This window comes from Desulfosporosinus sp. BICA1-9, from assembly GCF_000802135.1.
Genome location: NZ_JUEE01000021.1, coordinates 1 through 19670, shown reverse-complemented (window position 1 = coordinate 19670; position 19670 = coordinate 1). Strand labels below are relative to the sequence as shown.

General features: G+C 44.4%; 20 protein-coding genes, 2 tRNA genes, 1 pseudogene and 1 other annotated feature. Of the genes and pseudogenes, 2 read left to right on the top strand and 21 right to left on the bottom strand.

Features of this window, described 5'->3' with window-relative positions; genetic code table 11:
• Nucleotides 1–861, top strand: an 861-nt coding sequence (locus tag JL57_RS02680; protein WP_034140516.1) for an IS110 family transposase, incomplete at its 5' end; no start/stop codon positions are given.
• Between the two features lie 279 nt (nt 862–1140).
• On the opposite strand, the gene JL57_RS02675 is transcribed toward JL57_RS02680, so the two are convergent.
• The 13 genes from JL57_RS02675 to JL57_RS02615 all read right to left on the bottom strand — a co-directional run bounded on the left by JL57_RS02675 (nt 1141) and on the right by JL57_RS02615 (nt 11923).
• A tRNA-Met gene (locus tag JL57_RS02675) sits at nt 1141–1215 on the bottom strand.
• Nucleotides 1216–1329: 114 nt separating this feature from the next.
• Nucleotides 1330–1405: transfer RNA gene (locus JL57_RS02670), tRNA-Thr, on the bottom strand.
• 108 nt (nt 1406–1513) lie between these two features.
• Nucleotides 1514–2164 carry an RNA polymerase sporulation sigma factor SigH gene (sigH, locus tag JL57_RS02665; RefSeq protein WP_034140515.1) on the bottom strand — a complete coding sequence of 217 codons (651 nt, stop codon included), beginning with the start codon at nt 2162–2164 and terminating at the stop codon, nt 1514–1516.
• 341 nt (nt 2165–2505) lie between these two features.
• On the bottom strand, nt 2506–3276 hold the full coding sequence (gene rlmB / locus JL57_RS02660; protein WP_034140514.1) for a 23S rRNA (guanosine(2251)-2'-O)-methyltransferase RlmB: 771 nt from the start codon (nt 3274–3276) through the stop codon (nt 2506–2508).
• Nucleotides 3273–3959 carry an FAD-dependent thymidylate synthase gene (gene thyX, locus JL57_RS02655; RefSeq protein WP_034140513.1) on the bottom strand — a complete coding sequence of 229 codons (687 nt, stop codon included), beginning with the start codon at nt 3957–3959 and terminating at the stop codon, nt 3273–3275. The genes rlmB and thyX overlap by 4 nt, the downstream gene beginning before the upstream one ends.
• A 24-nt stretch (nt 3960–3983) precedes the next feature.
• Complete coding sequence (locus JL57_RS02650; protein ID WP_034140512.1) at nt 3984–4397, bottom strand: Mini-ribonuclease 3; 414 nt, start codon at nt 4395–4397, stop codon at nt 3984–3986.
• 13 nt (nt 4398–4410) lie between these two features.
• The gene (gene cysS / locus JL57_RS02645; protein WP_034140511.1) at nt 4411–5844 is read right to left on the bottom strand and encodes a cysteine--tRNA ligase; all 1434 of its coding nucleotides are present in this window, start codon (nt 5842–5844) and stop codon (nt 4411–4413) included.
• Entirely contained in the window at nt 5741–6484 is a 744-nt protein-coding gene (cysE, locus tag JL57_RS02640; RefSeq protein WP_034140510.1) for a serine O-acetyltransferase, read from the bottom strand. Before cysE ends, cysS begins: the two co-directional genes overlap by 104 nt.
• Nucleotides 6485–6615: 131 nt before the next feature.
• Nucleotides 6616–6828: a binding site (T-box leader), on the bottom strand.
• 84 nt (nt 6829–6912) lie between these two features.
• Nucleotides 6913–8397, bottom strand: coding sequence for a glutamate--tRNA ligase (gene gltX, locus JL57_RS02635; RefSeq protein ID WP_034140509.1), 1485 nt, complete (start codon nt 8395–8397; stop codon nt 6913–6915).
• A 3-nt stretch (nt 8398–8400) separates the two neighbouring features.
• Nucleotides 8401–8889: a 2-C-methyl-D-erythritol 2,4-cyclodiphosphate synthase gene (gene ispF, locus JL57_RS02630; RefSeq protein ID WP_291299615.1), complete on the bottom strand. Its 489-nt coding sequence runs from the start codon at nt 8887–8889 to the stop codon at nt 8401–8403.
• Nucleotides 8890–9024: 135 nt separating this feature from the next.
• Entirely contained in the window at nt 9025–9762 is a 738-nt protein-coding gene (ispD, locus tag JL57_RS02625; protein ID WP_034140508.1) for a 2-C-methyl-D-erythritol 4-phosphate cytidylyltransferase, read from the bottom strand.
• Nucleotides 9755–10924 (bottom strand): PIN/TRAM domain-containing protein, encoded by a 1170-nt coding sequence (locus JL57_RS02620; RefSeq protein ID WP_034140507.1) that lies wholly within the window; start codon nt 10922–10924, stop codon nt 9755–9757. Before JL57_RS02620 ends, ispD begins: the two co-directional genes overlap by 8 nt.
• Nucleotides 10925–11446: 522 nt before the next feature.
• Nucleotides 11447–11923, bottom strand: a complete 477-nt coding sequence (locus JL57_RS02615; protein WP_034140506.1) for a CarD family transcriptional regulator — start codon at nt 11921–11923, stop codon at nt 11447–11449.
• A gap of 182 nt (nt 11924–12105) precedes the next feature.
• Between JL57_RS02615 and JL57_RS02610 the strand changes: the two genes are divergently transcribed.
• On the top strand, nt 12106–12498 hold the full coding sequence (locus tag JL57_RS02610) for a hypothetical protein (RefSeq protein ID WP_034140505.1): 393 nt from the start codon (nt 12106–12108) through the stop codon (nt 12496–12498).
• A 113-nt stretch (nt 12499–12611) separates the two neighbouring features.
• On the opposite strand, the gene JL57_RS02605 is transcribed toward JL57_RS02610, so the two are convergent.
• From JL57_RS02605 to JL57_RS02575, 8 genes and pseudogenes are all read right to left on the bottom strand, one after another.
• A complete protein-coding gene (locus JL57_RS02605) occupies nt 12612–12788 on the bottom strand; it encodes a rubredoxin (protein WP_034140504.1) in 177 nt (58 codons plus the stop codon).
• An 81-nt stretch (nt 12789–12869) separates the two neighbouring features.
• Nucleotides 12870–13400 carry an MFS transporter gene (locus tag JL57_RS02600; protein WP_291299616.1) on the bottom strand — a complete coding sequence of 177 codons (531 nt, stop codon included), beginning with the start codon at nt 13398–13400 and terminating at the stop codon, nt 12870–12872.
• A pseudogene (locus JL57_RS02595) lies at nt 13358–14167 on the bottom strand (MFS transporter); the annotation flags it as partial. The gene JL57_RS02600 and the pseudogene JL57_RS02595, both read right to left, overlap by 43 nt.
• Nucleotides 14168–14196: 29 nt before the next feature.
• Nucleotides 14197–15504, bottom strand: a complete 1308-nt coding sequence (locus JL57_RS02590; RefSeq protein WP_034140501.1) for an aldehyde ferredoxin oxidoreductase N-terminal domain-containing protein — start codon at nt 15502–15504, stop codon at nt 14197–14199.
• Nucleotides 15505–15573: 69 nt separating this feature from the next.
• Nucleotides 15574–16281 carry a group II intron maturase-specific domain-containing protein gene (locus JL57_RS33330; protein ID WP_291299614.1) on the bottom strand — a complete coding sequence of 236 codons (708 nt, stop codon included), beginning with the start codon at nt 16279–16281 and terminating at the stop codon, nt 15574–15576.
• 4 nt (nt 16282–16285) lie between these two features.
• Nucleotides 16286–16888 (bottom strand): reverse transcriptase domain-containing protein, encoded by a 603-nt coding sequence (locus tag JL57_RS33325; RefSeq protein ID WP_291299613.1) that lies wholly within the window; start codon nt 16886–16888, stop codon nt 16286–16288.
• 446 nt (nt 16889–17334) lie between these two features.
• Complete coding sequence (gene ltrA / locus JL57_RS02580; RefSeq protein WP_034140500.1) at nt 17335–18597, bottom strand: group II intron reverse transcriptase/maturase; 1263 nt, start codon at nt 18595–18597, stop codon at nt 17335–17337.
• Between the two features lie 270 nt (nt 18598–18867).
• A complete protein-coding gene (locus tag JL57_RS02575) occupies nt 18868–19110 on the bottom strand; it encodes a hypothetical protein (protein WP_034140154.1) in 243 nt (80 codons plus the stop codon).
• Nucleotides 19111–19670 lie beyond the last annotated feature (560 nt).

Here is a 19670-nt window from a genome sequence, read left to right as displayed (position 1 = left end):
CTTCATGACATACGAGACCTCCGTGATCTAACTCGATATCGCAAAAAGTTAGTTCAAGAGGTTACTCAAGAAAAGAATCGAATCCACAAGATTCTTCAAGATGCCAATATTAAAATCACCACCTATGTTTCGGATATCTTTGGAGTTTCTGGCCGTTGTATCTTAGAAACCCTAATTCAAGGAGAAACTTTAACTGCGTCTAAACTTCGTAATATGGTTTTTGGGCCTATAAAATCAAAAATCTCTGATTTAATGGAAGCATTAAATGGAAATGTCCGCCCACATCATCGAGATATGATCCGTTATTCCTGGAATCACCTTTTATATTTAGAAGAGACCATAGAACGCGTTGAACGTCAAATTGATGAGTGTTTAAAACCATTTCGTAATGAAGTTGAATTACTAGATACAATTCCTGGAGTTAACCAAAGAGCTGCAAGTATTATGATCGCCGAGTTCGGTACAGATATGTCTGTATTTCCTAATGATAGCCATCTCTCATCTTGGAGCGGAATTAGCCCAGGTAATAATGAAAGCGCTGGTAAAAAAAAAGGGAGTAAAACGAAACGAGGTAATAAAGCTTTAAAAGGTGTTTTATGCGAATGTGCATGGGCTGCATCTGTTACAAGAAATACACGATTATCAGCAACCTATTGGCGTTTGGTAAAACGTTTAGGCAAAAACAAAGCCATAGTAGCTGTAGCTCACTTAATTCTTAGAATAGCCTATCAAATTTTACAAACTAAAACCCCATATCAAGAACTTGGTACACAGTTTATCGAAAATCAGGAGAAGAAGAAAGAACAACGTTTGATTAAGGCACTAGAATCAAAAGGATACCAAATAGTTAAAGCATCATAACCTCCGTGCGTAGCTATAACAGTGTTCTCGGGCATGTTATTGTCTTTTTAGGGGTAGGTGATTTGGAAACAAAGATTTAGAGGGTTTTGAGGGTTTTGAGGGTTTTAATGTTCACTGAAATAACAGTATGAAATGACAGCGCGTAGATTCATTTTCGTAAGAAAACTTGGCTAGCGCCGAGCTTCAGCGAAGGCGGCCGCCTTAGTTGCACTTATGCACTGGCAAAATTTCCAGATAAAGCGTATAACAAAAAAGACAGCCTTGCTGTCTCAGATTACTTGGTTGCGGGGGCCGGATTTGAACCGACGACCTTCGGGTTATGAGCCCGACGAGCTACCACTGCTCCACCCCGCGACGATCTTTGGCAATTGTACTAAGTGATGTATCGACATCCACTTATCCAGCAAAGTTACCATCCGGCATAAAAGCATCGATTGCGCCTTGACCCTACAATCCTCGAATTGTTAATGGAGCCAACGATGGGACTCGAACCCGCAACCTACTGATTACAAATCAGTTGCTCTACCAATTGAGCTACGTCGGCATTGTCCGCTGCGTTAGAATGATCTCTTTGCTCGACCATTCATCGCTGAGCACTATTGCAGTTTACCACTTATTGATACAGAATGCAAGTAATTTATATTAGGTAAAATTATCCATCGCGTCGTTCGAGGTAACGCTCAAGTTTTCTCTTAACCCTCTGCAGCGCGTTGTCAATCGACTTTACATGCCTCTTCAAATCTACTGCAATCTCCTGGTAAGACTTTCCTTCTAGATAGGACATTAATACTTTCCACTCAAGCGAACTAAGGATTTCGCCCATTTTTTCCTCGATGTCGTCAAATTCTTCCCGACTAATGATGAGTTCTTCAGGATCTGTAATTCGAGTTCCCGATATCACATCAAGTAGAGTTCTGTCAGAATCTTCGTCATAAATGGGTTTGTTTAGGGATACGTAGGAGTTTAGCGGAATATGCTTTTGCCTTGTTGCAGTTTTAATCGCCGTGATGATCTGACGCGTTATGCATAATTCAGCAAAGGCCCGAAAGGACGAGAGTTTGTCACCCCGAAAATCCCTGATTGCCTTATAGAGTCCAATCATGCCCTCTTGGATAATATCTTCACGATCAGCTCCAATAAGAAAGTACGAACGTGCTTTTGCCCTAACAAAGTTTTTATATTTGTTAATTAAGTACTCTAGTGCTATAGCGTCGCCTTCCTTGGCAAGCTCAACTACCTCTTCATCCACGATTACGTCGATGATCTCGCACTCTATTAATTCTGATTGGGCTTGAAGAGTCAAAGTTGATCCCCCCTACAATGTCGTCAAAAAGAAGACGCTATCTCGCGTAGCCCTCGTCCACGAGAACATTATCATTATACTCGACCCTAAAGAAAAGCGTCAAGGCGAAGTTTTGGTTCTTCTGTCGCTATTAGCGAGACTCAAGGCGCGAAGTTCGAAGATTGAGGCTCAGAGTTCTCTGCAAACCTAGCTATTCAGGGGGTTCGAGGCACTAGGGGTTAAATTCGAGCTGGTATTGTTTGGAAGCTAAAGTTTTCGAAATTGCCCATCACAATCACACCTCACCCCGTGTTCGTCCATCGAGCCTCATGTTTCGTGCCTCGTGTTTCGTGTTTCGTGCCTTACCCCTCCTGCTTTACCCCTCGCGCTACGTGGCTCGAGCTTGCTCTTTGCCTGAGTACTTCATAAAGCATGATCGACCCTGCAACACTAGCGTTTAAGGAACTGACCTTACCCTTCATAGGTATACTGACAATCTCGTCACAACTTTCTCGGAGTAAACGGCTGATGCCTTTTCCCTCACTGCCAATAATGATAACTCGAGAACCCGTGAGATCTGCTTCAAAAACAGCGTTCCCTCCTGCTTCTGCCCCAGAAACCCAACACCCTTTCTTCTGCAAGTCTTTTAAAGTTTGAACCAAATTGCTCACTCGCGCTACTAGGACATGTTCCACTGCCCCTGCTGAGGTTTTGGCGACTGTACCTGTCAAGGCAACACTTCGACGTTTTGGAATAATCACCCCATGGGCCCCGACAGCGTCCGCGGTTCTCAGCAAGGCCCCCAAATTATGTGGGTCCTCGATCTCATCAAGCATCAATATAAAGGGGTCCTCTTGCCGCTCCTCAGCTAAAGCAAGGATATCCTCAATACTGGCATACTCCCTAGCCGCGACATAGGCAAGCATTCCCTGGTGCCGTTCACGATTGGTTAAACGGTCTAGAGTCTGACGGTCCACAAATTGATACGGAATATTTCGTTCATGCAGTGAAGCAACTATGTCTTGGTTCCGTCCGCCTGGTCCTTCCGCAAGAAAGAGGACTTTATTAATGGGTTTTCCACTTTTTAAAAGTTCTACCACGGGATTTTTTCCATAAACCATTTCGTCGTTCAAGTAGCTTCCTTCTTTCCTTCGAGGGTTTTCAATCTTCCACAACTATAAGTACCCTGATGACAGACTCCCCTAGTGATACAGGTTGGACCTGCTTCGCAGAAGAGATTTGGAGCTACCTCCCGAACTAATTCCAACATCTTTTCTGCCAAAAAACGAATCTCCCACTGAGCTCTTATACAGGTTCGATGTTCAAAGAAATTCAATAACGATCGGACATTAAATGAAGCCATCAGAGAAGTGGTACAAGCGTTCGGTAAAACATAGCGAGCATCCTCAGCAGGTACGAAATTCAAAAGTTCCTGATAGTCTTCCTGTAGACGAGCCATAACCATCTCAAACCGCTCTAAGGCCTCCGGATTCCGTTTTACACTCGGTGGAATTACATACTTAAATCCCTTCTCAGCAACATAACGCTGAGAACGTTGAGAATAACTAGCAATTCGATGGCGCACCAGCTGATGGGATAGGGCTCTCGAAACACCATCAATTGAAAATTGAAAACTCACATGTTCAAAAGGAGAAAGATGACCCATTTCCTGCAACTTTCGGACAAAACTCGCCACCCTATCATCGTCTAATTGCTCTAATAAATCGGATACCGGGTCTGCAGAGTAACATAAGCGAGCAGCGGCAGCTACTACTTTCTCTGGATCTGGAGTGTGCTGAATTAGTTCTACCCTCATCGAAAGATTCTCCCCTTTCTCCTCTTACTTACACTCCGAAGCGACGTCTTTCTCCGCTCCTTCATGAAGAAGAATCCTATCTACATGACTAAACGCCCATCCCATGCGCTCGCTTTGGCCGTTCAATTGCCAATAGCCCACTAAGCTTTCAAACGCAGTTGCATGACGGTAAGTTACAACATCAACGTTTTTTGGATGCCCGCCCTTGGCATTGCGTCCGCGCAGAACGACTTGCTGTTCAACCTCGTCAAGCTCTGGCCAAAGAACGTGTAAAACTCGCGCTTGAGTACTTGCGCGCACATAACTAACGGCCTGCTTATGAAGTTCCCTGACCTTTTCATGCCCCAGTTCTAATAAATGCGTACGAACCCAAAGCTCATAGACTGCATCTCCTAAATACGCTAGAGTTAAGGCATTCATTTCTTGCCAATTTCGCATACGTCACCTTTCACTACTTCTTAATTTGCCACCTGGCACCTTGTGGAGTATCTTCGATCAAGATACCCTTTTCTTTCAGTCCATCTCGAATAAAATCTGCCATTTCCCAATCTTTTTTCTGGCGAGATCGTGAACGAATCTGCAAAACGACCTCCATTACTTGAGCGAGCATTTCCTCGTTTTCGACGCGAACATTCTCAGGATGAAGTAAATCAAAGCCAAGTACCGTTCCAAGCTCTATTAGGGTCTTTTGAGCCTGTACCAATCCTTCTGAAGGGGCAGGATGTTCCTGAACATACCCATTCATTATCTTGGCTAATTCAAAGAGCGCGGCATAAGCCAAAGCTGAATTAAAGTCATCATCCATGGCCTTTTCAAACGCTTCACGGGCATCCTTAGCCGCCTTCAATAATTCGTCTTGTGTTTGCTTGTTGATAGGTGAGCCTTCACGATCCAAGACTTCTTGGGCCAAACGAACACTGGTTTGCAACCGCTCCAACCCTTTTTGGGCCATGACTAAGTTTTGCTCACTAAAGTCTAAGGGACTGCGATAATGCGTTCCCAGTAAATAAAAGCGAATGACTTCCCCCGTAGAATTTTCGAGCAACTCCCGGACTGTAAAAAAGTTCCCTAAGGATTTTGACATTTTTTCTTGATTAATGGTAAGAAAGGCATTATGCATCCAATAACGGGCGAAGGTCTGACCTTTCAGGTACCCTTCTGTTTGGGCAATCTCGTTTTCATGATGAGGGAACGCTAGATCTTCCCCGCCACCGTGAATATCAAAGTCTGCTCCCAGATATTTTAAGGACATAGCGGTGCACTCAATGTGCCAACCTGGGCGTCCTTTACCCCACGGACTTTCCCAAGCCGGTTCTCCAGGCTTGGCCTTTTTCCAAAGTGCAAAGTCCATCGGATGGTGTTTTCGTTCATCCACCTCAACCCTTGCGCCGGCCTTCATATCTTCGAGGGTTCTTCCAGATAGTTTCCCGTAGTCCGGAAAATGATCTACTGCAAAGTAAACATCTCCCTCCACTTCGTACCCTAACCCCGTATCGATAAGCCCTTGAATAATCTCGATCATTTCTGGAATATGCTCTGTAGCCTTGGGGTGTATTGTAGCCGGAAGAAGATTTAGGGCCTTGGCATCCTTGAAATATTCTTCTATATATTTCTGGCCTAAAGCCAGTGGTTCCATTCCTTCGACGTTCCCTCGTTGAATAATTTTATCATCCACATCCGTAAAGTTCTGTATATAACGAACGTCATAGCCTTTATAGATAAAATAACGCCTAATCATGTCAAATACGACAAACATCCGCCCATTCCCAGCATGAAAATAATTATAGGTCGTCGGTCCGCAGACATACATTGCAACTTTGTTGCTCTCTCGTGGTTGGAATGGTTCCTTTTGGCGGGTCATTGTGTTGTATAATTTCAAAGACATTGTATCGACTCTCCTCCTTTAATCGTTGTTCTAAATATTCAACACGCTGCATCAAGCACCTTAGCATCTCGTTCACTGGATCGGGTAGGTCATCATGTCTTAAATCCGGGTCTTTAATCGGGACCCCATGGTGCAGGACAATCCGGCCCGGAACCCCCACGACTGTTGTGTCACTTGGGACAGGTTTATTAACCACCGAACCTGCTCCGATTTTTACATTATCTCCAACTTTGAAAGAACCTAATACTCTGGCCCCTGCCCCAATCACCACATTATTTCCAATGGTCGGATGCCTCTTGCCCTTCTCTTTACCGGTTCCACCTAAGGTTACTCCCTGGTATAAGGTAACGTTATCACCTACTTCCGCAGTTTCGCCGATGACCACACCCGTGCCATGGTCAATAAAGAGACCTTGCCCGATCTTCGCACCAGGATGGATTTCAATCCCAGTCAGAAAGCGGGAGAGCTGAGAGATCATTCGCGGCAAGAGCACCAGATTACGCAGATACAACCAATGAGCCATTCGGTGGATAAGGACAGCATGAAACCCTGGATAACAGAATATAACCTCCCAAATACTTTTGGCTGCTGGATCACGCTCAAAAATAACTCGAATATCGCGCCTTATCTGCTGAAACATCTTATCCACACCCTTTTCCTTCACAATATCCGATGGCTAACCGCAGAGTCGTGGTTCGTGGTTCGAATATCGAATCACGAGCTGGTTTATTCAAATACTCATAAAATGAATACAAAAAGCGGAACCCTTCGTCCAGAGACGAAAGGTTCCGCGGTCCCACTCTGATTGAACGACCATGTCGTTCCAGCTTATAACTTTAACGCAGTTACGACGGATCGGAATACTTTCCCTTCTTCCAATCAACTCCGAGACGCACTTCTAAAAATTCCTTGCAAATGGCTTCCACTACCCCATCCTCGCTTGTCGCAATTCCTTTTTGTACTCTTTCTCATCATCGCCTAAGACTCATTAAATTAATAATTTTAGAACTAATTTTGTACCTATTATAGGGTAGTCTTTAATTGCTGTCAATCAATAACAACCTAAACCTAATTGTTTGATAGAGGAACCTTCGACAAATAATGCGCCTTAGTCACTTCAATCCGTTTTAAGACGTTCTCGCGCCCCAACAATGGGATGACATCATAAAGTTCTGGTCCGTGTATCTGTCCGGTCAAAGCCACTCGCACTGGCATAAATACCAATTTGCCTCCAAGCTTTAACTCTTTGGTTATCTGCTTCAAAAGCGTTTTGACGTTCGCTCCAGAAAGTACATCCAACTCTAGTATTTTATCCTTGAATAAGGCCAAGACACTGGACACCTGCTCGCCCCTTAACACCTCCAAGGCTTCCCCTTCCGCACTAAGTGGTACATCGCCATGGAAATAATGTACGAATTCCTTGGCTTCTGCCATATAGGATATTTTCTCAGAGATGGCCCTAATAAAATCGTTAAGCCACTGTTGTTGCTCTGCAGACCGCTCTCCGAGAGGACTAATACCCAATTCCTCTACATGAGGCAACGCAAGCTCTGCCAACCGTTCTGGCGCAGTCTTTTTAATGTAATGAGAGTTAATATAGTTTAACTTATGTCGATCAAACACAGCAGGGCTCTTAGAAACACGGTCTAGCGAAAACGCTTCTGTCAACGCAGCCAAGGTATAAAACTCTTCTTCTCCAGAAGGAGCCCAACCAAGAAGGGCAATAAAGTTGACAATCGCTTCCGGTAGATACCCTTTTTTCTGATAGTCTATGACGGCAGTATCTCCGTCGCGTTTGCTCATTTTCCCACCTTCCGTATTAAGAATGAGAGAAATATGCGCAAATTCAGGGGCGGACAACCCCAAGGCTTGATAAATCAGAACTTGGCGTGGTGTATTCGATAGATGTTCCTCTCCCCGAATAACATGCGTGATTTTCATGGTAAGATCATCGACCACCACTGCAAAATTATAGGTAGGTATCCCATCCGATTTAACAATTACGTAATCCCCAATTCCATCACTATCAAAAACAACATCCCCACGAACCTGATCAGAAATATGAATCGCTTGACCTTCCGGCACACGGAATCGCACAACAGGCTTACGACCTTCAAGCTCCAGCGCTGCCTTCTGTTCAGGGGTTAATTGTCGACACTTGCCTAGATAACGCGGAGTTTCCCCTTTAGCTATTAAAGCCTGCCTTTCTTGTTCCAATTCCTCCTCCGAACAGTAACAATAGTAAGCATTCCCACTGGCAATGAGCTTCTCTGTATACTCTTTGTAAAGTGCTAAACGATCTGTTTGGCGGTAAGGGCCATGTTCCCCCCCCACCTCGATTCCCTCATCCCATTGGATATTTAACCAACGCAGTGCTTCCAAAATGTTATGCTCTGACTCTCTGCTGGAACGCTCTAAATCAGTGTCTTCACTTCGAACAATAAAAATCCCCTTATTTTTGCGTGCCCATAAATAATTGAATAAAGCCGATCTTGCCCCACCAATATGTAGTGGACCTGTTGGACTAGGTGCAAATCGAACGCGAATTCCCATAAATCATCCTCCAACCTTTTCTAAGCTTACAATGGCTTGAGCACCTATGCCTTCTTCTCTACCCACAAACCCCAACCGTTCGGTTGTTGTTGCTTTCACAGAAATACAAGCTTCCTCTACGTTCATAGCGCGCGAAAGGTTATAGCGCATCTTTGAGATGAACGGAGCAAGTTTAGGTTGCTCTGCCATGATGATACTATCCATATTTCCGACGTGATAACCCTTTGCTTCAAGGAGTTCCATGACATGCTCCAATAAAGTGAGACTCGAAATACCTCGGTAGCGGGAATCATGATCCGGAAAATGCCCGCCGATATCTCCTAAAGCCAAAGCCCCTAATAGGGAATCCATGACCGCATGAATTAGAACATCCGCATCCGAATGTCCCAGTAAACCTTTTACATAAGGAATTTCCACCCCTCCAAGAATTAAAGGGCGCCCCTCTACCAGAGCATGTACATCATAACCGATTCCTACTTTAATACCTAACACCCCCTTCTCGAAGTTCGAGGTTCGAGGTTCGAAGTACGAGACCCAAAGCAAATATCGCACGAACGAAGTATGGACCACGATTCGCGATCCGTACTTCGTGCAATGCATACCATCGTATCTGACGTATCTGACGCCTTATCTCTCATGTTTCGTGTCTGTCTTATGTTCGGGCATCGTGACTCGTGCCTCGCGCATCGATAAAATCCGTTCAGCCAACCACAAATCCTCGGGCGTTGTCAGCTTAATATTTTCCTGCAAACCCGCTACCACCTGCACGGGACATCCTATCCATTCTAGCAAAGATGCATCATCAGTACCATAGTAACCCGCAGATAATGCCTGCCGGTGTGCTTCTTCCAATAGTTTACGGTCAAAGATTTGTGGGGTCTGCACAGCGCATAAACGATCACGTGGCAATGTTTCCAGCACTTTACTCGATAAATCGATTTGTTTTACGGTATCCTTAACAGGAATCCCCATAATAGCAGCGCTGAACTCTTCCGTCTCGCTCAGAAATTTATGAAATGCTTGTAACGTCAAAAGGGGCCGCGCCCCGTCATGCACCACTATCCGTTGAATAGTAGGACTAAGAGCTTGAACCCCCGCACGAACCGAATCTTGGCGTAGTGCACCACCTTGACAAATGGCTCTAATTTTCTTAAACGAATGGTGATGCACTAGCTCTTCAATAACGGAAATATCACCTTCTGCCCCTACAATGACAATTTCCGATACATGACCCGAATCTTCAAAGAGTCTTATCGTATGAGCTAAAATCGGCTGTCCCATCAATTTCATAAATTGCTTGTTGCACCCGGCCCCCATCCGTTTGCCCTGACCGGCTGCAGGTATGACAATCCCGAGCTTAGCCAATCGCATTCACCTCATCCGTTGGACGAAGGCCCATCGGCTTTTTTTCTAAAGAGCTTTTAGGCTTAGCGAAAATCATCCGCCCAGCCGCCGTTTGAAGAACACTTGTCACTAAAACGACCACACTTTGCCCCATATAACGTCGGCCCATATCCACCACGATCATGGTTCCGTCATCCAGATAGGCTACACCTTGACCAGGTTCTTTTCCTTCTTTCATAACCTGGACTTGCATTTCTTCACCCGGTAAAACAATGGGTTTAAGGGCATTGGCTAACTCATTAATATTTAGAACCTTAACTCCTTGAAGTTCAGCCACTTTGTTCAGGTTATAGTCATTCGTTAGGAGAGGGGAACCTAAGACTTGCCCTAACCGGACCAGTTTGCTATCGACTTCATTTATATCATCAAAGTCTTGCTCATGAATATGGACTTTGATGACCGTTTCCTTCGAAATCTGATTGAGAATATCAAGCCCTCTACGCCCACGATTTCGTTTAAGCAAATCCGAAGAATCCGCGATATGGCGAAGCTCTTCTAGCACAAAACTTGGAATAAGTAAGATTCCCTCAATAAAGCCTGTCTTGACAATGTCCGCGATTCGGCCATCAATAATTACGCTGGTATCAAGAATCTTATAATTCACCGATTCTCGTGTACGGCCACCCTTTGCTTCCTTATTCTTTTCTGCTTTATCCGCCTTGTCTCCTCTGTCGCGAAATCTTGGAATAAAATTAAGAAAGCCTAAAACATCCTCTTTACGCTTCATTCCAATCGTTAAACCCAAATAACCTAAGAAGAGGCTTAAAAGGACTGCTAACAGTGGTCCGAAGAACGTAATACTAACAAAAGAATTACTGAATAAACTTGCAATAATAAGTCCAATAATCCCCCCGATGGCTGCGCTCATCAGATCATGTGTGGGGACTCTAGTTAAGCGAGAATCCATCCAACGCATTAATGCTATAAAAGAACGGATACTTACCGGAGCCACTAAAAAACCTAAGATAGCAAATATAATTGTCATTACTGCGTAAGTCCCAACAGGTGATAAACTCCATCCAAGTGTTTGTAAGAAATCCAGGCGTATAAGAACATAGTTAAGATAAAACCCAACCGCCCCTAATAATAAGGTGATGATCCCGCGTATTAAATTGCGAATCATCTTTTCACCTCCTTTATAACTTATTCTGACTAAAAGTCTTTCCAATTATACTCCGTGCTTCATTATTTTTCAACCTAAGGTAAATTAATCCTTTTGTCTGGATTAATATTAGTAAACAGTGAGTATAAAACCCTTTTAATTGGCCACAACTACCTGTTACTTGCCATCACGACACCTTGCCATCCATGGCGGTGTTCTAATCTCGAACGTCCTTGTTCGAGTCATGGTAGCGCTCTAATCTCGAACGTCCTTGTTCGAGTCATAGTGGCGCTCTAACCACGAACGTCCTTGTTCGAGTCATGGTGGTGTTCTAATCTCGAAACATCCTTGTTAGAGTCATGGCGATGCTCTAATCTCGAATACCTTGTTCGAGTCATGGCGATGCTCAAACTTCGAATATCCTTGTTCGGGTCTTGACTTGGCACTAATCTTAAACTTCTTTGTCTGATGCATTAAGCCGATTCTGGAGTTCAACAAGATTTCATCAATTTAAGGGAAGGGCTAGAACAACCTAAGAAAATGTTAAACTAAGGCTGTCGAAAGCCATTGCCTGACCGCAGCCTCTTCAGAACCCTCAGTTAAAACGAGTTCACTGATTAAGATTTGGCAAGCATTTTCGTACATCTTCTTTTCTCCAGTAGAAAGGCCTTTTTCGTGATCTCTTTGAGAAAGACTACGAACGACATTTGCAACTTCAAAAATATTTCCGCTCTTTATCTTCTCTAAGTTCGCACGATAGCGACGATTCCACGCTAAGGTTGCTGCTGTATCCTTGGTCCTTAGCACCTCCAACACATCTTTAACCATCGCAGGAGAAATCACTTGCCGCAAACCAAGATTTTCCACATTGCTCAGAGGAATGAATAATTTCATGTTCCCCACTGGTAAATGCATGACATAGTATTGGCGTATTTCACCTAGAACTTCCCGTTCTTCAATCGATTCAATAATCCCGGCACCATGCATCGGATATACTACTTTGTCACCAACTTTAAACATTCAGCCACCCCCTTATCTACCATTATAGCAAGGAACATTGCCCGGGTCAAAATTTTAAAATTATATCACACAGTCTTTAGGCTGTCAATTTACCTTTTTTAACCTTAATTCTGTTTAAAATTGACAACAGACCAACCGTCTCGTTATAATAGAGATGGCAGAAAGGAGTGAGGACAGCACTTATGGAGCAACTCACTGACCAATTCCAAAGCACAGTAAAATCTCTGTTGATCCGACATCAAAGCATTCTCGATATCATGTCAAAAGGGCAAGAAACCTCCGCGCGTGTTAACCGAGCTGTTGTCAAATCCGTGACAAGCTGTGGTTGCCATGCCATAAATGCCCATAAGAAATCCTTGCCTGCTGATGCAAGCCTTGCTGATTTAAAAGAACTATTGGACAGTCAGCTTGAAGGAAACGTTTGCGATAATTGCCGAGACATCATTGAAGCAGAATTAGGTAAGCAACTCTTTTATATGGCCGCTCTGTCCAACGCCTTAGACATCTCACTGACAGATGTCCTTGAGCAAGAATACAAAAAACTTCAGACCTTAACGATTTTCAATTTAACGTAAGTCATTACCACTCAATCTAATATTTCTTGAGTAATTAAGCTCCTGCATGGCAGGAGCTTTTATATTATTACCTTTATCCACCAATTTTAGTAGTTGGTAAAATAAGGATATTCCTACACGGGTTTGAACATTTTTTTACCAACTCCACACAAAGGACATCTCCAAGTATCCGGCAACTCCTCAAAAGGAACATCCTTCGGTATTTTACTTTTTTTACAGCCCTTTTCTGAGTTAAAAATATATCCACAGTTTTGAGTTTGACATTGATACATTTTGCTTTCTTCGCTCATTTTTCGCTCCACCTCCTAATTTAATTTTAACATTAAGTAGTATGAATTCCAAATAGGTAGCAAGAATAAACTCAATGAATATTATTGGACTTTTATTTTTCTTACAAATATATTCAAAATTAGAAACAATCCTAATACACTTGCAGCCGCCATATCCGGTGGTAAATGAAAACTTATAAGAGCACTATATCCTATTCCTGATAAAGCAATCCCAATTGCAATTCCGGCATTGCGCGAAAGAACATTGATGCTTGCTGCCATAGCCGCAAATTCATTAGGTACACTTTGCATAATCATTTTATTATTGGCCGGGTTAAAAATACCCACTCCTGCGCCCAGGATCAGATTACCCATAATTAGTATCCAATTCAATTTAACATAGACCCCTATAAGCAGTGTCATCATGCCAATCAGCATTAACATTATACCCATTGATGTGATTTTTTGAGTTCCTAATTTATCCGCTAAAAATCCGCTATAATATGAAACAGCTACGATCGAAAGAGCCATAGTAGCCAGAACCATACCTGAGTAGGCGGAGGAGTACCCAAAAACATCATGAAATAAAAGGGTAAAACGACTGAAACTGCCATCATAATGGCGAAGATCAATCCAGACTGCATATTTGCCTGGCGAAAGTTTTCTTGTCCCCAGATATTTGGGTTTAAGACAGGATTCGGATTTTCTCTTTGACTGTTTCTGAAAAAATAGCAGAGAGCAACAGCCCCTGCTAAAGCAACAAGAGCGAGCAATGGATACCTGCTCTTCACAAGATAAAAACAGCTAAAAAAGGCGAATACATCGAGAATACTCAAAACTGACCCTATTAAATCAAAGGATGTTATTGGTTTTTGATCTTCTTTGTCTAATAGTTTGAGAGCCAACACCCCGGCTAATGCACCCATCGGGGTTATTAAGAAAAAAATTGCACGCCAACCCCACATTGTGGCAATAACTCCTCCTACGACCGGACCGATAATACTGGCAACAGATGTGGCAGTAAAGATAATCCCAAACGCTCTTCCTTTCACCTCGTTACTGAAGTGGGAATTTATCAAGGCCATACCGTTGGCCATGAACATAGCAGCACCCATCCCCTGAATTATCCTAAAGAGAATAAGCATAAAAATATTAGGAGAAAAGGCTACGGCCAAGCTCCCCAGCGAAAACAAAGTAACACCAATACTAAAAACGTATTTTCTGCCAATGGATGCCGAGAGATAGGCAAAAAACAACAATAAACTGCAAATAGCGAATACATAAGAAGATGACACAAATTGGACCGTACCCAGATCTGTTTCAAATTCCTTGGCTAATAGGGGCAGACAGATATTTAAGACATTGTTGTCCAAGGCTGCAGAAAAAGCGCCGAGAGCCATTGGTAAAATTGCAACGGATAGCTTATCCTTCATTCGTCCACGCCTTTGCCAAAATACCTATGGAGCACCTTAACGAACTCCGGTATTTCTTTTTGCAGACTTAGCAGCTTGGCTTGTTTTTCGTAGTCCTCCTCAACCTTAAGGCAATTAACAGAATACCTGATTAGATCGTTCGCCTCAAGCTTACGTCCTGTTTTAGCCTGAAACAAGACCGCAAGCAGGTCCATGGCCTCACGACTTTCTATAATCGCAAACGAGGTAAAAAGACAAATGCCCAGGTTGCCTAAGGTCAGCATATTGGCATATAAATATTGTTTGTCCTCTAAATCCTCACACCCTGTAACTTTGAAACTTAGGTTTATATCAAAGTTATGCTCCTCAGCAATGGAGGGCCGGGTGACCATAGGCAATAACTTGGTATGGTCTTGATAAAGACGATATAATCCTTCCGTCCTGGAAGCCAGAATTCTGCCCAGATCGGTTAGCTCTTTAACTTCATTGAGAGCCGCTAATAATGTAACTTTGTCTGCCTTCATATCCTTGATTTTGTAATATAGCGCGCAACAAAATAGAAACTCGACTGAATCAATCCCTTGTTCAAAGGCTATTCTATTAAACCTCGAGGCAAATGCAGCGTCTTCTATACCAAAGTCCTCCAGAGCTGCCGAAACCTCACTCTCAGCTGGGGATGCCAACAGGGTTTCATTGCCTCGGGCATGACGGTTTAGACAGCCCACAACACATAACGGGGCACAAGTGCGGTTGATTCTGGGGCTACCCTCTTTAGTCAGATTAACCCTCTGGTTCTCTGCTATGATCTTACTCTGGGGAATCTCTTTAATCGACTCAAGATTTAACTTGTTACTCTTCATCATTTTCATTAAAGTGATTGAACCATAAGCAGGTAGAGCTCCCCCACATACCGGATGATCGATAATGATTCTTGCCAACCTTTTAGAGGCTCTTTCCATTTCAGTGACATTCACTACCTTGCTGGTAAAGTTAGCTTTTGTCGTGACTGCCACTGCCTTTAAGCCTTTTGAGCCAAAAACATCTCCCATTCCGCCCCGGGCACAGTTAAAGAGGGGATTACCCTCGGGATAGGTAGTGAACACAGAAGCAATCGGCAATAAATGTTCACCGGCAGAGCCAATCCCGATGGCCGCTGTGTCCTTTCCCCTCCCGATATTGTTCCTAATATAGCTGATCGTCTCTGATATTTCTCTTTCCTTCAGACAAAGGACCTTTAGGATCTGCCCCCCATCTTCATCGAAACTTAAGACAGCAGGAACATTTTCCGGATTTTTACCCGTAATCACGATAGCTACAATGCCCAATAGAGTAGGGGCGATTACTCGCCCCTCTCACGGAACCGTGCATGCGGACCATCGCACACGGCTCTTCCATCAGTTCGCCTTTTTAGCACAAAGATTTTCGTAAACACCTAACAGACTGACAAAACCAATCTTTTCAAACCATTTAAGGTCAAGGGCTGCATGAACCATTTGACACGCCGAATTCCGCCACCTAGTCATGGACAAGCTTAACATCTTGTCCTTTTTCCATCCTTTGCGCATTAGGATAGACCAAATACGGCGTGGATTGCGCCAACTCCGCATCTGTACCATTCTGACTCGTCGCCGTATCCACGTATCTATGGTTTTAAATAAGGTTTTTACATTCCCATGTCCATAATAGTTGGCCCAACCCCTGATATAAGGATTTAACTTCTTTAACAGGGTTGGCATGTTGGTTGTCTGGTTTCTTCGGGTAATTTCTCTTATCTTGGCTTTGAACTTATTCAGCGCCTTTTCACTTGGTTTCAGATAACAAGTAAAGATATCGTCCTCTTTTCGTTTACGCCGAAAGTGTACGACTTTGAAGTTGTACCCAAGGAAATCAAAGCCTTGTCGGGCATCAACGATCTTCGTTTTATCCGGATGCAGAGTAAGCCCGAGTTGACCTTCTAGTATCTCTTTTGCTCCCTTTAATGCTCGTTGCGCTGACTTTTCACTTTTGCATAAGATCAACCAGTCGTCTGCATACCTCACGAGCCTGTAACCCCTCGCCGTCATTTCTTCGTCGAATGGATGCAGGTAGACGTTCGCAAGCAACGGACTAATGCCCCCCCTGCGGGGTTCCCTTGTCTGTTAACTCATATGTGCCATTGACCATGACTCCACTCTGTAGAAAGCTTCGGATTAATTTTAGCATGCTACCGTCACTGACTTCCTTGGCAATTTCATCAATAAGCTTTTCCTGGCTTATGTTATCGAAGTAGCTTTTAATGTCGGCATCCACTACCCAAACGTATCCCGCTTCTAGAAAGAGTTTAATTCGATCAATAGCCATGTGGGCGCTACGTCCCGGTCTGAACCCAAAACTGCAGTCCAAGAACTTTGGCTCAAATATGGGTTCCAGTACATTGCGCGCTGACTGCTGCGCTACACGATCGCCAATAGAGGGAATTCCGAGCGGCCTGATTCCACCAGTGTCTTTCTTGATTTCCACTCGTCGCACTGGCTTAGGTACATAGCACTTTGTCATCATGTCTTGGCTTAGTCTCTCTATGTTTCCATGGAGATCCTTACCAAAATCTTTGATGGTAACACCATCAACGCCTGCTGCTCCACGATTCGCTTTAACCTGCTTCCAAGCGTTTTCTAAATTCTCTACCCGATATACTTTGTCGATAAGAGAGTACCATTTCTGTTTGTTCACGTTTACGTTCCTCTCCGCGGTTTTGGGATGTTGCATCCCTCTGGCTATTCCTGTTTACTTCTCGGTGGATTACGGCTTCCCTAGCCCTCACGTCTCACTGACCCAGGCAATTTTCCCCTTGCATCTCACCGATACTCAGTGTGGGTTTCTCCGTCATCGAGTTTCCTCTCGGGTCTCTTCCTTTTCACCCCATTACAATAGTCAGGGTCTACTCGTCTTTCAACCTTAACTGAGGTTTCCCCCTTCGCCTCTGAACACTTCTTTTGGATAGTGTTCAGGCCATGCAATCAATGCATGATCATCCATGTTTTCTCCTCCCGCTTGTTACCAAGGTTCATTGGCACGGACTTATTCACTGTAGAGTCGAAGGAGGTCGGCAGAAGCCTTCCTCCGTCCGCTCGTTCAAACGGATCGTACAGTTTTCCCGTAATCCGCTTTCCTTTATGTCATCTAATAGATGCAGTCTTTCGGTTCAAGTCCGGTATGAGAGACGTCAGGTTCTCTAGACGATATACTTCGTAGAGCATCTTAACCGGATATTTCTTCCACCCGGCGTTCCGCCACCGTTTGCGACGATGACTCCATATCCTCCGTAAAATCCATCTTTGTAACTTGTTGAACAGCTTGCGCACATGGGCTTTGCGATAGTAGTTACCCCATCCTCGTATGACTGGGTTTATGCTCTGGATGAGCTCGTAAAGCTTTAGAGGTACCCGCCGTTTCGTTCGGTTACGGATCGTACCCATGAAACGTTCGAGAGACTTTCGGGTTGGAATTGCATAAAGATTAAGCTTATTTGGACCTTTCTTAATCTTGTGTAATGGCAATCTAAGTCCTCTTTGAGCCTGTTTCACTTTGTACCCAAGAAATTCGAACCCTTTACTTATGTGGGTAATTCGGGTCTTTTCCGGGTGCAGTGTTAAACCTAGCGTTTCTAGGATTACCTTAGCATCACGTAAAGCCTGAGTAGCCTCTCTTCGTGTTTTGCAAAGGATGACCCAATCATCCGCAAAACGTGTTAAAAGGTGTCCTTTTTCTACCATCTTATGGTCAAACGGATTAAGATAGATATTACTAAATAGCGGACTAGCGACCCCACCCTGGGGCGTTCCTTGTGGCGTTGGGTACTTTTTCCCTTGGTCCATATACCCAGCTTTGAGCATTGACCTCGTGAGCTTAAGAACCCTGCTGTCACTAACCTTTTCCGCAATCATATCAAGAAGGGCTTCATGCTCTACATTCCCGAAGAAATCTCGTAGGTCAGCATCGACAACCCACTCGTGCCCTAACATAATTTCACGATAGATTTTCCTCATGGCTTGATGTGCCGATCGCCCCGGTCGATAGCCATAACTACAATCGCTGAATTCCGGCTCGAAGATGGGTTCTAATCTGTTCTTTAGAGCTTGCTGACAGACGCGATCTCGTATAGAAGGAATTCCTAAAGGCCTCTTCTCATTCGGCTTATTACGTTTGGGGATATAGACTCGCCGAACGGGCATAGGCTTGTAGGTATCATTCTTTAATTCGTTATGCAGTTTTACGAGTTCCTCATCAGCTACCTTATCAAAGTCGATTATTCCGACGTTGTCTATTCCGCCACTACCTTTGTTCGCTTTAACCATGTCCCATGCCATTCTTAAGTTTGTCGGTTGATACACCTTATCAATCAGTGAATGAACCTTTTTGACTGTACCATCTTCCTTCATGGCTTTCGTCTCCTCCGCCTGCAAGTTCAGGGTCTTTCACATAGGGAACTTTCCGTTCCTTGCCGCCTACTCACGAATTTCCGCTTCGGCTTCTGGTTCCATAAAGCGAGCCGCCTTCCCCTTCGTCTTTGCCTTTTGAGCTAAAACGAAGCCACCTGTACGCGACAGGTGATCCTAACGTTTCTGTTGTTCGTTAGTTAAAGTACTATTCGGCTCTCCGACTCCTCGCACCACGTCAACTTTCACTTCGGGGTTGCCTTATAGAAAGCCTTACTGAGTTGCTGTGCTTGTCTGACTGAAGTGAACACGCACAACGATCTCCACCTCGGCTAATTTATACACCGGCCCATGACGGTGTTCATCCTCAGATAATACGAGGTCTCCGTGGGTTGCTACGCCATCTTCCATACCATGCCGCCCGCACACACCTTGGTTCGATGGGTGGACTGAAAGTGCCTTCGCCTCCATAGTGCAGGCTCGACCTTGCCCCATCTTTGGCCGACCGGTTCGCAATTCGGGTGGCCCCTTTTCACTACGGCCTGGTACTTCTCCTCAAGCCCTTCAGACTCCACTTCGCAATGGACGCCCTGCCCTCTGATGCAAGAGCATCAGCCCTTGAGGAATTACCCCCAAGTTTGGATATGGATCCCCCAGTCCGGGATCCAGTGGGACTTTAACCCACCTGATGAACGTGCTGCCACGCACGCACTACGGGTACGTCTGACTTCTCACAATGCATAGTTGACCACTTAGAGTACCACTCCTTGCAGGTCAGGTTACCGTTCCACGGGCACTGCGAGATCTCCCGGGGTCATCCTACTTGCCTCCCTGTGAACTCGACCGTCTTAACTAATTTGGCTTTTTCCATTTATCGGGCTTTCTCACATCTTGCAAAGTTACCCACCAAACCAGCCAGCATCGGTTCGCTTTCGCTCCGTTCCACAGTTTGCCTTCAGACCCTCCGGACCCCTCCTCACGGACGACGCCCTGTCTGTTAGCTAGTGCTTCCGAATGGAATCGGCGCACAGAGGAACTTTAATCCTCCAATACAAATAGAACTGCCCGGCGCACAA